Raw genomic sequence first — 14407 nt, 5'->3', positions numbered from 1 at the left:
TGAACGCTCAGGGCAAGGAGTCAGGAGTAAAACTAGCTTGGTGTCTAGGTTTCAATTTTGATTCTGTATCTCATTAATCTGCAATCTCTTATATCCCATACTCTTCAGATATGAATCATATTACTTGCTTTTCAGGTATTAATTATAAATTGTAATTCCTTTTGTCCTTGTACCTCCAATCATGAATGATCACCGGATATAAACCGACTTAATAAAGCAGCAAGACTCAAAGCTTTTCCGATTGATTTAGGGCTAGTCTCTTCATCAGTGGTTTTAATTTTGAGTATTCCAGCGTATTTCAAAGCTAGTGGTTGCTTTGGGTTTAGTTTTAAGGATTGACGTATATAAACTTTAGCCATGCCTGGGAAGTTCTGTTGGAAGTGTATTACACCTAGTAAAGCGTAATGATCACTATTATTTGGTTCTAGCTTGATAGCGTCACGCAGTTCTTGTACAGCTAATGCCCATTTTGCCTGCTGTCCATATTCAACAGCTCGTTCATAATGACGTTGAGCGTAATTTATGGGTACAGGTTTAGAATCTTTTTCTTTGGTTTTAGGTAATGTTAGTTCTACCTTTTGAATGCGTGGTCGAGGGACAATAGAGACGGATGCGGTGGATGTTGATATTGTTGGCAATGGTGGCGCTTGGAAGCTATTTTTTTTATGCAATGATAAGTAAACTAAATTCAGTTGAATGATATATTTAGTTACTTGATATACTTTTTGAAGTGATTTATATTGGTTTTCTGCACAAGAAGTTATCGCTTGTTCATAAACAGCATTAGTCTCTTGTAGAGATAGTGGCATGATTTGCAAATTGATGGCAGCTTGGAGTTCTGAAATTGTCTTCTGATCCAAAGATACGGCTTTTAATCGCAACTCCCCTAGTATTTTGAACCTTGTTTTTACCTGCTTTAATTGCTGATAAGCTGGGTTAATCAATCTTGTAAATACTATTGTGGCTAATTCGCGGTCTGAATTATCTCTATTGATGTAGTTGTCAGGGTGTAGCTGTTTCGCCAAAGCATGATAGCGCTTAAGAATCTGACGCTCATCGGCATTCACAGAAACTCCCAATACAGCATAGGGGTCAATCAGTAATTCAAGTACTTCTCGTGGCAGGGAGTTCTGTGACATCATTTTAATATTTGCAAATAAGAGCTTTAAGGTATCATCAAAGCTAAATGCAGAATTTTTGTTAATTGGGTGAATTACTACAAAGCGTTTAATTATTCTATCTGTAGTTAGGTATTTTTAATGTGCCTAGTACGTCAGGGATAGCTGATAGAGATCACAATTAATGCCTACAATAGATTTAGATATAGCGGGTTGCAGATCAACGAGGCTTCGCCGTTGAGCGTCAGCCGAACGGTACAGAATCTAAATTCAAAGCCAGACTCCAAGCTAGTTTTATTCCTGACTCCTGACTCCTGACTCCTGAATTCTGCTGTATATATTTTGCATCTATACTACACCAAACTGAATTTATTAATGAGGTTTGCTAATATAGCTGTCTTATCTTAGAAATTATAGAATTTGGAGATTGATAACGATAATGTTAACTAAACATAAAAACCGAAGCATTGCTGCTATTTTAGCCTTTTCTGGGACACTGACAATCTCAGGATTACATAAATTTTACCTGGGACAACCATTCTGGGGAATTCTGTATGTTTTGTTATCTTGGACACCAATTCCTAAGGTAGCTAGTGCTATTGAGGGAGTTTGGTATTTAGCTCAAGATGAAGAAGCTTTTGACCGGAATTTTAATTTAGGTAAGTCAACAGCTAAAGTTTCACAACAGGTAAGTAATCAAGTAGAATCAATAGCTAATGCTCTACGTGAGTTAGATGCTCTCCGCCAAGATGGTTTAATTTCTGAGTATGAATTTGAGCAAAAACGCCGCCAGATGCTAGACCAGATTTCTTGACGCAAGCAATAACATGAATAACTGGCTACCTATAAACCTAAAATTGCAAAAACTCCGCGTTAAGCTGCTGAATGATCCCTACTATCGTTTACAATCTGGGGAAGAAATTCAAATGGCGGCACAGTTGGGAATGCGTATTGATACTAATCAAGCAACTGTTGATGATTGGCTACGTTTACCGGGGTTGTCTATTCATCAAGGGCGATCGCTAGTAGAACTTTCTCGTTCTGGTGTGAGGTTTTATTGTATTGAAGATATTGCAGCCGCTTTGTGTGTGCCAGTACAGCGATTGCAACCACTGAAACCATTGCTAAATTTTAGTTATTATGACGATGAATCTATAGATCAGCCGACTTATTTGGTTAACCCAAATACAGCAACGGAAGAGAGTCTAAGCAAAATTCCTTTTATAAATTTATCTTTAGCTCAAGCGGTAATACAAAATCGTCTCACTGCGGGGCCTTACCGTAATTTGGTTGATTTTCAGCAACGACTAGAATTATCTGGGGAAGCGATCGCTCAATTAATGTATTATCTGCGGTTTTAGGCAGGAGGCAGCCCTTCGACTTCGCTCAGGGTAAGGAGTCAGGAGTCAGGAGTCAGGAGTCAGAAGGAGAAAGATATATTCCTCCTCATTTCCCTCCTTGCTCCCTGCTCCCTGCTCCCCTGCCTCTTATCACCCAAGTCCCCAATACCTAAATTAACCCAATGCGGTCTAAAGGCCAGAAGCGAAAAGTTGCACGACCGATGAGATTTTTTTGGGGTAAAAAGCCCCAGTAGCGAGAGTCATTACTATCGTTTCGGTTGTCTCCCATGACAAAAAATTCATTTTCTGGAACTGTCACTGGTGGAAATGGCTGATTTGGTGGTTCTGCGATGTATTCTTCTTGTAGGGGTTCACCGTTGAGGTAAACTTTTCCCTTCGCTACACTAATTACCTCTCCTGGCATCCCAATTACCCGTTTGATAAAGGCTTGGTTTGCTTCATATCCCCGACGTTGCAGTTCTGGCGGTGATTTGAAAACGACGATATCACCAGTTTTGGGAGGATGAAACCGATAGGATACTTTTTCGACTACTAAGCGATCGCCTGTTTGTAAGGTGGGGTACATTGATTCTGATGGAATTAACCGGGGTTCGGCGATAAATGTCCTAATCAGAAGTGCTAAAGTTAGTGCGATCGCTACTAACGTGAGATTTTCCTGCCAAGCACGCCATGTTTTTGAAGATGTGGAAGTTTCTTTAATATTATTTTCAGGGGGATTCATAGAATTTTGCAGCTAGTTTAAATTTGGAACTATCTTGAGTATTGTGACTTTAAAGGTAGGATTATTAGTAATTTTGCTTCTGTACGAACCCATACAAATAAGAAGGGAAAAGGTGACAGTAGGAAGGGGCAGGCTTGCCCTGAGCGTAGCCGAACGGGAGCAGGGGGCAGAGGGAAGAGGGAAGAGGAAATAATTACGAATTACGAATTACGAATTAATTTATAGTTTCATCTATATTACCATCTAAATTTGATTCTACTTTAGCGGTAATTACTTCCGTGGGACGGAGAATTTTTTCACCCCAACAAAAGCCACGACGGACTATTTTAGTAATTGTTTGGTCTGGGACATCAGTTCTTTCTTCTCGATCAATTACGCGACATAAGTTAAAATCTGGTTCTGTACCTGCTTGTAATTCTATAGGGATAAGTTGACGTTTTCCTAATACACTCAGAAATTTCCGATTAACTGCGGCTACAGAACGGGGTAAACGTTCTATAAATTCTGGACTAGGATTGGGATTATTTTCTAGATAGGTTAATAAAGCTTCTAGTGCATCAGCAACTTCTAAAAGTTCTAAAAATAAATCTTCAGTTTGGGCTGTGGTTTGAGTTTGTTGTTCTCTTAGTGATTGCTGTAAAACAACATTTTCTTTTTTGATTTCACCAATTTGCTGCATGAGTAAATCACGCAATTCTTGGCTGATAAAATAGGTTGGATTTAAGTCAGACACGGGATATTTCTTTAGATAAAATAGCTAAGATTTTGTTAGCCCAAGTATTAACTTGGGGGTGGGCATGATTACTCAACGACTCACAAAGTGCGATCGCTTTTTGTAATTGTCCACCCATCTGATAGGCTTTAATCAGCCACATTGTAGCTTGTAGATAATTTTGGCTATTGCGTTTTCTACTACCTTGGCAGTAGTCTTCTAAATATTTTATCGCTTTGAGGTAACGTCCCTCTTTACAAGCTGTCACTCCTTCTGTAAATAGTTGTGATAAGGGAATCGGTAAAGGTTGTCTTTTGATATTGTTTTGGTGGGTGGCTTGTGGGATGCCTTCTCTACGAGACGCTCCACGAACGGCAGACATAGCGATCGCTTCATCTAAGCCGTCAAATTCTGATAATAATACTAGAGTAGGCGCAGGTTTAGTCAAAACTGTCAAATCAGTATACTTAAATCGCTTAATAGTCGGCAATATTGGACGCAGATAGTCAGCAATAATTCTTTCTTCTGACTTCATCAAGCTCTTTTGTGCCTTAGCGATCACATCTACTGGATATTGCTTGCGCTTCATAGCCACCGCTACGGCTTTGGTAATTTCTGCCTTCGATGCGGCTTGAGATACACCTAAAATATCATAGGGGTTATTTTCCATAATTTAAGTAAAAGTGTATAAATGCTGTTTTTAACAAAATTTCAGTCCCCGGTAAATTTCTTGAAATGCCGGTTCATTTGGACAGACTTCGTAAGCCCAACGTCCTAATTGTAGCATTACTTCGGGGTCATTTAAAGTACCTTCTTCCATACCCTTAATCAATAAATCTATAAAAAATTCAGCGACAATATAGCGAACTCTATCACGTTTTGAATTTCTGGCTTTTCTCACCATTTCCTCATGCTTCCGAGTTTTGAATAATCGGTTAATTTCTTCTATTTCCTGGTCAAATTCAACGTTTTCTATCATGTCATTGACAACAGGATTATTACTATCAATATTTTTAAGTTTCTGAAGTTTTTTCAGAGCTTGTTTTAAAGAAATTTGTTTATTAATAAGTTGTTGTCTAATTTCTTCTGCTTGGTACTCAGCTAAATAACTAATAGCAGATTGAGTATCAATAATATCATACCAAAATTGAGAAAATTCTAAATGTTCTTGAAACTCTGATATAACTTGACGCTGTAAATTACACAGTCTATCTATTTCTTGTTGCCAATCTTGATGATCTTTAATTTCTAATTTAGCTTGCTGCCAAGGAGTAATTGCTGCTTGCCATTTTTGTTGCTGTAGATGATAACAACCTTCATGATAAGCAACGAAATTGTGAGCAAATTGTTCAACTTCAATAGTATGGTTATTTGTCGGTTTAAGTTGAATTGCTCTTTGCCTATCTCCTTCTAAACAAGCAGCCACAGCTAATCCCCAATGAGTATAAAGGGAATGGAGAATTTTTTGACTAGAATGTATTTTATATACTATGGTACTCTGCCATTGAGAACTAAATTTGTGATAACAGCCAGGTGTGATAAATACATCATTAATTTGCATTCCTGAGTTGGCAGGTTCTCCCATAAATCTGAGAGCAACTATTTGCCAACGTAAGTAATCGCGCAAATTTAAATAATTTTCAATATTGGTATTTTTGATATTATCAATTGCTGCTTCTAAACGGCGTTTTAATTCTAAAGATATAAAATTAAAATCAACAGCTTTGTTTCCCAACCAAGGAATATTTTGGAGGCTAGAATCAGAGTTTAAATTAGCTATTGCAGTAGATAAAGCAATAATTAAATCAATCAGTTTTTCAGGATTGCTTTGGGCATGGTAATAAGTTGCTACTGTCCAGTTATGTAATGTGGTAATATTGGGATTAACAATCCAGATATTTTCCATTTTAGGAGCAATATTTTTCCAATCTGAATCTTTCCAAACAGCGGCTTCTAAACTTGGTTGGATATGTTCTTTCAGATTAGTTTCGACTAAAGCGTTAGCACCGAATTTTTGAATAAATTCCCTACTCGCTGTTTTAGCTTTCTCCCATTGTTTAGACCTGACTAACTCTTCAATATTATGTAAAGATAATGAATATTGATACTGAAAAACGTCCTGAATAATTTTTCGTTGCTCATTTATTGATGTCGCAGATACATTTTGCCATTCCCAATAAGCTAACTGTAAATTTGCTTGTTGAGCTAGTGCAAAACCACGCAGATAAGCAGCTTGTTGTCCTGATAAACCTTGTAAATAAGATAGTGCAGTTGCCCAATCTTGCATTTTAATTGCCACTATACCTAAGCGGATTTGGGACTCTTGAAGATTTGGTAAAAGTGTGTAAGCATTTTCATATAGAGATTTAGCTGCTGGGAAATCACCTGCTTTTTCTGCTGCTAAACCTTGACAAAATAGCTCTCTACCTTTGACTGTAGCTTTGAGTTTTTGAAGTATATCAAGTCCGTCAGCGCGAGGAAAATTAGTCAAAGCGGAATCTAAAAGTATGATTGCTGCCTGTAAATTACCTTCCGACTCCGCTTCCTTTGCCTTGCGGAGAGCAGAATTATAACTTTCTTCGTGGGGAACTTGGGTTAAAGCATCAGTAAAGGCTTGTTTGACTGATTCAGTGGTGTATAGTTTTTCAGCTTCTTGGTAAATAGCGATCGCATTTTTAAAGAAGCGATTTTCTGCCTGTGACTCGGCTTGTTTCACCAACTCCTGAAATTGCTTACGCTTTTGCAGTTCCTGTTGGCATTGCTGAATTGAGTATAATACTTGCTCATCTTCAAGAATGATACTATATAGTCGATAAAGAGCGATCGCATCAGATATGCCTTGAGTGACGAAAGGATCACCGATATCATTCCTCAAAATCAAATTAGCCCTAGCAGCTAATTTATCTGCCTCTGCGACTTGATTACGCCACTCTACTAATTGTTTTTGCAACCTCTCTACAAGATTACCAATTAATATCTTACCAACTAACATTTCCCAAAAACTTGGTTCTTCTGCCCACATATTCAGGGCTGTTTCCGCAGTAGTTACAGCTTCTCGCAGTTGCTTGTTGAGAGCAAATTTTTCGGCTTTCTGGCTGGCTTCCTTTACACTGTCAAAGATACTCATTTAGTTTGCTCCTGACAGTTAGGAATTTTCAACTCCTCCCCCGGATCTATATAGTAATTTTTCCGTTTTTCTATTTCGGGATTAGCTTTAACTATAGTTTTCCAAGCACCACCTTGACCACATAATTTTAAGGCGATCAAACTCAGGTTATCTCCAGGTTTAACAGTGTAAGTATTTGGTTGTGTGACAGGCTTATTTATTGGTGATTTAATGCTACTAGCTACCGTTGGATTAGGGTTTAAAATAGTTGCATTATATAGACCAGATTGCACGATTATAAAACTACTTCCCACTCCCAGACCCATACCTATAATTAACATTAACAAAGCTACTGCTAATGTCCAACCGCTCAATTTTCTTTTGAGGGATTTTTTTTCTACCTGTGGTAATTCTTGGAGTGTGCGAATTAAGGAAAGGTCGCTATCACAGTTAGGACAAATATTGCTCTCAATATCTTGATATCCACAGACAGGACAATTAATTTTAGTATTCATCTTGTGAGTCCTGTGACAATGCTGTTATTGGGTAAGTCTTGATTGAGCCAATTCTGTACATCTGGTTGCAGTTCAATTAACAAATGTTCGGCTTCATTGCTATCACCATTTTCCATCGCCATCAGTAGTCGGGAGAGTTTGTCAGACATAGCATTTGCTTGGGTGGGGGCGACGGGTTTAGCTTTTTGGATAGCGAGAATACAAGCTTGAATTACCTGTACTGCTTCTGGTAGGTTGCTAAGTTCACGTCTGACTTCTTCACTGTAATATTCCATCGCCGAGAGATTATTGGTGTTAATCACAGATTTTAATTCCTGACTCAACCTTTGGAGTCGTTCTTGCTGTGGTTCAGGAATCATAAAATCACAAAATTTCATAATGCGATCGCAATCATTCATCTGAGTCTCAGCTTCTAGACGGGTTGGAGACATAGATACCTGGAATTTTTGCAGATTTTCCCCCGCACGTTCCCGTAAATCGCTGCGTTCTTCTCCCGTGATGGGATTAATAATTTGATTAGCCGACTGCACAACAGGTACTGCTAACTTCAAAGCTTCTTCCACACCGAATACAGTCAGGTTTTGATGATTCAGTTGTGCGATCGCTTCCTCTAATTCTTTATATATTTTCTCATCAGCACGACCACGGGAAAAAATACAACTAACTTTCACAGTCGGATCATTTTTTAAAGTCGCTGTCATTCGCAAATCACTATTTTTTTCATCCAACTCTAAATACACTGTAATTTCCGTCCCGGCTGGATGTTTTTCATCTAAACCCAACCATATTTCCCCAATTCTTTCATAATTATTATCTTCATCAGGACTAAAAAATTGAAAATGAATCAACCGTTGTCCTTCAGCCACAGTCTTCAAAGTGTGGGATGTTGTCACGGGTAAAATATCACCCCGATTAATCACTTTTATATACTTACCGTCAGCTAACTTAATGGCATAATCGCGGGATACCGTTGTCACTTTATCTGTTTGTCCAGCCGCAACAATCGCTGCACCCTCAGCCACCGCGTACATCGGACGGGGATGTAAAACCACTTTATTAGCGCCAAAAGCCTCTTTAAGTTTCCTTTGTACCAAGGGAATTTGGGAAGAACCACCCACCAACAGCACTACATCCACCATTTCTAGGTGATATTCAGCATATTCCAAAGCTTGGCGGCAAATTTGCAGTGTTTTCTCTACCAACTCCCCAATCATTTCCTCAAATTGTTCACGAGTAATTTCCACCTCAACCGGAATCGCAATTCCTAACTCATCAAGTAATTGAGTAGAAGGGTTAATTTGAGCAGACTGCGCATTACTTAATTCCACCTTTGCCCGTTCTACCGCTATCTTTAAATCAGCCTTAAATCGTACCCGTTGATAATAAGGCATTGTAGCAATTAAGCCGTCAATATCACCAATTTTTTCTTGTTGAGCAACTTGTTGAGTCACAAACTTAACCAAGCGTGAGTCTATGTCATCTCCTCCCAACCACAAATCACCCGCTTTACCCTGTTCAATAAATGAAGTTCCCGCTGCGGTAATTACTGAAGCGTCAAACGTCCCACCGCCAAAGTCATAGACCAAAATCGTCTTGACATCATCGCTATTAGGTGAAAAACCATAGGATATCGCCGCTGCTGTCGGTTCTGGTAGCAGTTCCAAAGGAGTAAGTCCGGCTTTGAGGGCTGCGGTGCGGGTAGCATAGCGTTGTTTATCGTTGAAATAAGCAGGAATAGTAATCACAGCTTGATCAATGATTTCCCCAGTTTTCCCAATTCCTTGGCGATAAGCTTGGGTATTTTGTACCAATTTTTTGAGAATTTCCGTCGAAATATCCTCAGGTTGCAATTCTTGTTCACCTAACCACACAGCAATACTGTTGTCTGTTCCCTGGGTTGGTTTGGCAATTTTGTAACCAAATTCCGACTTTTGTTTTTGAACTGCTAAATCACCAAAACCCCTACCCATTAACCGCTTAATAGAAATAATGACATTTTCTGGGTCGTGGCGTAGCTGGTTGTAAGCTTGATCTCCTACCAAAAATTTACCTTGGTCATAAGCAACCACAGAACGAGTGAGTTTCCGGTCTGGAGGCGTGTTATCGTTTGCTGTTACTACTTCCACTTCTGCTAACTTAAAAGCAGCGACAGAGTTAGTCGTCCCCAAATCAATTCCTATAGCCTTACCCATTACTAATCTTCACCCTACTATGTATTGTTTTTAATGTTCTAGGTAAACAGCCACTTTATCACTAAAACAGTGCTGAGTAACGAGTAACGAGTACCGAGTGAAAGATCAAATTAGACCAATTACCGATTACCAACCCAAATTAGTAGGCTGTTCATAAATGCGCTTTAAGGTATTCACATCTCTAGCAGAAATAGTTGGTGGGTTGCGGACTTGGGAAAAATAAAGGGCATCAGTTTGCAGAGGACTATGACCCCAAATTCCTAAAGCGTGTCCAAGTTCATGACGTGCGGATGCCTGCACATATTCCCCTGCTTGGCTAGGACTTAGCAAGATCCTAAAGCGGTGGGATAACACATTATTACTTGTGTATAACTCAAAGGTAGTCAAAGCAGAACGCGCACGGGGAATTTTTTGAGGTGACAACTGAAGCGGTGGGGCTTTTCTGACAATTGTAATATCAGCTTCTGGCTGTTCCACTACCTGCAAAGGTAAATAAATACTCCACTCTTGTACAGCCTCTAAAACGCTATTAACCCATATTTGCGCCTGTTTTTCACTCATTCCTGTCGGTTTGTCTATCTTCACTTGCACAGGAAAACGTGACCAAATTAAATAACCAACTTTTGTGGGTGTAATTTGGTCAAAATAATCACTACTATTGGTTTTATCTTGCCAATTTTTGAGAGTCAGGGGTAACGGATGGGGTTTTTGTATTAATTCTTCCTTTGCGCCCAAAACCTCATTTTTGGAGACTCTCAAGGTAAAATCCCTACTAAATGAAGGTTTTTGGGTGGATTTATTCATCGCAGCGCTGGATATAAAGTTAGTAAAAATAACTAACAGCCCTGTACTTATTATTAAAGTCAGGACTGCTAATAACCTCCGCCAAAATATTTTATTTCGGGTTTTGTATATCAATATTTGGGTAATTTTGCCCATTTTCACCTATTTAGGCAACCAATTAGCACTTAAAACTACTGTTAAACCCATAAAAATTACTACTAGCGCCCAAGTAATTCGATTTAATGTATTTTCTGCACTCTTGGTACTGCTAAACAATTGCGCTTGTCCACCAATTGCGCCAATACCATCACCTTTAGGACTATGCAGTAAAACGAGAATGATTAAACCTAAAGCAGAAAAAGCCCAAATACCTTGCACGATGTTAGTAAGTGTCATAAGTAATTCAAAAACAAAAATAATCAGACCAAATATAAATTATAACGGCTAAGGACTATTATCCCCTTCCTAACGTAAGATTCTTATCTTCTTCCTTCTTCCTTCGCGTCCTTTCCTGCGGAACGCTGCGCGAACGCGTCTTCGCGGTTCATTTAATCCATATTCTTTTACACCCGCCAAAAGCATCGCTCAAAACTGCCAAATTCAGAAAGAAAACAGTTAACTTGATCATCGTTAACTGTTAAGCTTTCACTATTTTACAAACCTATTTGTGCAGGAGTGCGAATAGGCTTCAAGTCATATTCTGCGGGTTTTAGCAGCGATATCCCTGTCATTTCTGGTGGCTGGGGTAGCTGTAAAATATCCAGAATAGTCGGGGCAATATCGGCTAACTTGCCATCATTTCGCAGTTCCACATTTGTGCCATATCCTGGTATTTTGACTTTTTCGCCTTCTACCAAAATTAAGGGAACTGGGTTAGTAGTGTGTGCTGTCCAAGGATTACCTTCTTCGTCTAGCATATATTCAGCATTGCCGTGGTCAGCAGTAATAATTGCTGTGCCGCCAGCTTTGCCAATGGTATCGAGGAGAAGACCTAAACAGCGATCTACAGTTTGAATGGCTGTAATTGTAGCTTCTATCTGTCCCGTATGCCCTACCATGTCTGGGTTAGCATAATTCATGACCACTAGAGAGTAGATGCCCTTTTTAATGGCTGCGATCGCAACTTCTGTCACTGCTTGGGCTGACATTGCAGGTTCTGTGTCATAGGTAGCCACCATTGGACTACTGACTAGTTCCCGGTCTTCACCATCACAAGGTTCTTCAAGTCCCCCATTAAAGAAATAGGTGACGTGAGCATATTTTTCGGTTTCGGCGGTGCGAAACTGCTTTAAACCATGATTGGCGATGACTTCCCCTAAAATATTATTCAGATTCTGTGGTGTGAAAGCCACTGATACTGGTAATTCAGGATCATACTGGGTAAAAGTCACAAAGGACAACGGTGTAATTTGCTGTCTTTCAAAACCTGCAAATTTCTTACTGACAAAGGCTTGAGTTAATTGTCTAGAGCGATCGGGGCGGAAATTGAAAAATATGACCCCATCACCTGGTTCTACTGCACCAGGCGTAATGCGAACTGGCTGAACAAACTCATCAGTTACACCTTTGGCGTAGGATTCTTTTAAGACCTCTACCGCCGTGAGTCCATTTCCCGCACCATTTTGTGTCATGACATCATAGGCGCGTTGGACTCGATCCCAACGATGATCGCGATCCATTGCATGATAACGACCGCTGATGGTGGCTATCTGACCGATGCCAATGCTATCTATGTAGTCTTGCAGTTTCTGGATTGCTTTAATACCCTCAGATGGGGCAGTGTCACGCCCGTCAGTGATGGCGTGAATACAAACTTGTGGAAGTTGCTCTTTTTTGGCTAAGTCAAGTAGTCCAAATAGATGGGTAATATGCGAATGTACCCCTCCCTCAGAACAAAGCCCGATGAGATGCAACTTGCCATTGCGAGAGCGAACTTCCTGGCAAATTTTGACAAGTGCTGGATTGGCGGCTAAAGAACCGTCTTCAACAGCATCTGAAATGCGTACCAGTTCTTGGGGAACCACTCGTCCAGCGCCAATATTCAAATGACCAACTTCCGAGTTGCCCATTTGACCTTCTGGCAACCCTACAGCTTTTCCTGATGTGCGAATGAGGGTGTGGGGATAAGCTGCCCATAAACTGTCCATGATTGGAGTTTTAGCAGCGACAATTGCGTTTCCTCGCTTGTCCTCACAGTAGCCCCATCCGTCTAAAATGACTAGCACCACAGGAGCAACAGGTGCTTTGGTCATAGTAAAATTGCCCTTTACTTTTTGTAATAACCGAATAATACCATTCCTCACTGCCGATGTAAGTTAATTTCTGCTGATTAATTTCTCAGGCACATTATTACTACCAGCGTATCAACCGTATATATCTCTATTTTCAATTTATACCAATAATCTGTATAACGGCTTGTGCCGCTACCAGTAAATCTTTTGCAAAAGTAGCATATCCATCAGGACAGAACGTTTTAATTATTCCTAGATCAATCTGAAAAGCCAAGTTCCAGCGAATTTGTAGCGGACGCTGATTACTAGTGTCTTCAGAAAAATACGTTGATTTCTGTATTGCATTCTCCAAAATGTCCTTAGTTTTGTCTAAATCCTCTAAATTTTCCAGAGATGGAAATTCTACACCCAAAACAGTTGCAACAGTTTGGGTATCAGCCTGTAACCACGTCTCAAAATTTCTAATTGCTAAACCTCCCGCACTGCGATCGTTAATTGGTTGTTCGTTAATATCTAAATGATTATCACGAATTTTATTTAAAGCTCTTTCCAAATCAATTTGTCTTTGCTCTAGTTTATCATCTGCATCAACCACAATGAGGATCATATCTACCTCTTCTGGCTTCCATAAAATAACGATCTGTGCTAGATATTTTGGATCTAAAATAGAATGTCCAGTTCGTAAAGTAAGTTTTTGAGTTTCTTTAATTGATGGATGTCTTTGGACAAAATCACAATCTGGAAATCCAGCATTTTCTAGTTCTCGTCTAATTAAAGTATGAAGTGCGCCTTCATTATTTCTTTCAATTACTTTACCACCGTCTTCTGGTTTAATATAAGGAATACTTGCACCCAGTTCTGCTTCCCCTTCAGCAATTAATCCAATCCGAATCCGACGACTCATTCTGGATTTCCTCCAAACACATTTGTAAACCAAAGTTCACCTAATGCCCCATCATAAGCTTCTAAAGCTTTTTGAAACCTGACAGAATCTATAGGTAATTTATGAACTTGAGTTTTACCTTCTTTATCTAATTCAACAGCACGGACTTGAAATGGTTCAACATAATTTAACAACACAGGAGAATGGGTTGTAATTAAAACCTGCACAGGTTTACCAGTTATGCCTTCAGTGGAAACAATTTTTAGCAACTCCATCATTTTGTGCAGCAGCCAAGGATGAACTCCATTTTCTATTTCTTCAAAGCAAATAATACTGGGAGTGTTTTCTTGATACAGTGCAGTTAGAAAAGCCAAAAGTCTTAATGTACCATCTGAAATATCCGATGCAGGAATATGATGATCTGAATATTTATCAACCAATTCTAGAGAAAAAGTGTTATTTCCGCCACGGGGTAAGACAATTTTTTTAATATTAGGAACAAGTTTTGTTAATCTTGCTTCTAACTCATCAAAACCTTCACGATTAGCTAATAAAATATCAAGTAAAATATAAGCTATTCCTTCTCCAGTTCTCTTCATCATTGGAGTTGTTGAAATTTGTCTAGAAATATCACCTGGAGAAAAATCATAGATACTGACTTTTTTGAAAGCTTTAGCAATTGGAGAATTTGAGTATTGATTATTTACCAAAACAAGTCTGATGTCATGTGTAAAACGTGTTGGATTCCATTTTATGTCATTTTTTCCTATCCTAAATGTTCTTTG

The 14407-nt window shown here is 39.2% G+C and carries 14 protein-coding genes; 2 read left to right on the top strand and 12 right to left on the bottom strand.

The features are described 5' to 3' along the window. Nucleotides 1-179 precede the first annotated feature (179 nt). Nucleotides 180-1139, bottom strand: a complete 960-nt coding sequence (locus ACSQ6I_RS24755) for a J domain-containing protein (RefSeq protein ID WP_438893051.1) — start codon at nucleotides 1137-1139, stop codon at nucleotides 180-182. A 418-nt stretch (nucleotides 1140-1557) separates the two neighbouring features. Here ACSQ6I_RS24755 and ACSQ6I_RS24750 point away from each other — a divergent pair, with 418 nt between their 5' ends. Further along, nucleotides 1558-1932: an NINE protein gene (locus tag ACSQ6I_RS24750; RefSeq protein ID WP_438892886.1), complete on the top strand. Its 375-nt coding sequence runs from the start codon at nucleotides 1558-1560 to the stop codon at nucleotides 1930-1932. 13 nt (nucleotides 1933-1945) lie between these two features. Next, nucleotides 1946-2479, top strand: coding sequence for a ComEA family DNA-binding protein (locus ACSQ6I_RS24745; RefSeq protein ID WP_438892885.1), 534 nt, complete (start codon nucleotides 1946-1948; stop codon nucleotides 2477-2479). A 148-nt stretch (nucleotides 2480-2627) separates the two neighbouring features. On the opposite strand, the gene lepB is transcribed toward ACSQ6I_RS24745, so the two are convergent. The 11 genes from lepB to ACSQ6I_RS24690 form a co-directional block, all read right to left on the bottom strand. Beyond that, nucleotides 2628-3200: a signal peptidase I gene (gene lepB / locus ACSQ6I_RS24740; RefSeq protein ID WP_438892884.1), complete on the bottom strand. Its 573-nt coding sequence runs from the start codon at nucleotides 3198-3200 to the stop codon at nucleotides 2628-2630. A 214-nt stretch (nucleotides 3201-3414) separates the two neighbouring features. After that, nucleotides 3415-3933: a nucleotide exchange factor GrpE gene (locus tag ACSQ6I_RS24735; RefSeq protein ID WP_438892883.1), complete on the bottom strand. Its 519-nt coding sequence runs from the start codon at nucleotides 3931-3933 to the stop codon at nucleotides 3415-3417. Next, on the bottom strand, nucleotides 3926-4582 hold the full coding sequence (locus tag ACSQ6I_RS24730; RefSeq protein ID WP_438892882.1) for a molecular chaperone DnaJ: 657 nt from the start codon (nucleotides 4580-4582) through the stop codon (nucleotides 3926-3928). Before ACSQ6I_RS24730 ends, ACSQ6I_RS24735 begins: the two co-directional genes overlap by 8 nt. A 30-nt stretch (nucleotides 4583-4612) precedes the next feature. After that, nucleotides 4613-7039: a peptidase M, neutral zinc metallopeptidase site gene (locus tag ACSQ6I_RS24725; RefSeq protein ID WP_438892881.1), complete on the bottom strand. Its 2427-nt coding sequence runs from the start codon at nucleotides 7037-7039 to the stop codon at nucleotides 4613-4615. Further along, a complete protein-coding gene (locus ACSQ6I_RS24720; protein WP_438892880.1) occupies nucleotides 7036-7533 on the bottom strand; it encodes a LysM peptidoglycan-binding domain-containing protein in 498 nt (165 codons plus the stop codon). The genes ACSQ6I_RS24725 and ACSQ6I_RS24720 overlap by 4 nt, the downstream gene beginning before the upstream one ends. After that, complete coding sequence (locus tag ACSQ6I_RS24715) at nucleotides 7530-9725, bottom strand: Hsp70 family protein (protein ID WP_438892879.1); 2196 nt, start codon at nucleotides 9723-9725, stop codon at nucleotides 7530-7532. The genes ACSQ6I_RS24720 and ACSQ6I_RS24715 overlap by 4 nt, the downstream gene beginning before the upstream one ends. Nucleotides 9726-9851: 126 nt before the next feature. After that, nucleotides 9852-10664: a peptidase gene (locus ACSQ6I_RS24710; RefSeq protein ID WP_438892878.1), complete on the bottom strand. Its 813-nt coding sequence runs from the start codon at nucleotides 10662-10664 to the stop codon at nucleotides 9852-9854. A 6-nt stretch (nucleotides 10665-10670) separates the two neighbouring features. Next, a complete protein-coding gene (secG, locus tag ACSQ6I_RS24705) occupies nucleotides 10671-10904 on the bottom strand; it encodes a preprotein translocase subunit SecG (RefSeq protein ID WP_015216141.1) in 234 nt (77 codons plus the stop codon). A 257-nt stretch (nucleotides 10905-11161) separates the two neighbouring features. After that, complete coding sequence (gpmI, locus tag ACSQ6I_RS24700; RefSeq protein ID WP_438892877.1) at nucleotides 11162-12760, bottom strand: 2,3-bisphosphoglycerate-independent phosphoglycerate mutase; 1599 nt, start codon at nucleotides 12758-12760, stop codon at nucleotides 11162-11164. 133 nt (nucleotides 12761-12893) lie between these two features. Beyond that, nucleotides 12894-13643 carry a hypothetical protein gene (locus ACSQ6I_RS24695; protein ID WP_438892876.1) on the bottom strand — a complete coding sequence of 250 codons (750 nt, stop codon included), beginning with the start codon at nucleotides 13641-13643 and terminating at the stop codon, nucleotides 12894-12896. Continuing rightward, nucleotides 13640-14407, bottom strand: a 768-nt coding sequence (locus ACSQ6I_RS24690; protein ID WP_438892875.1) for an AAA family ATPase, incomplete at its 5' end; no start/stop codon positions are given. The genes ACSQ6I_RS24695 and ACSQ6I_RS24690, both read right to left, overlap by 4 nt.

The organism is Anabaena sp. WFMT (genome assembly GCF_051781005.1).
Lineage (GTDB): Bacteria > Cyanobacteriota > Cyanobacteriia > Cyanobacteriales > Nostocaceae > Anabaena.
The sequence above is the reverse complement of the archived record's forward strand: the minus strand, read 5'-3'. Positions and strand labels throughout refer to the sequence as shown.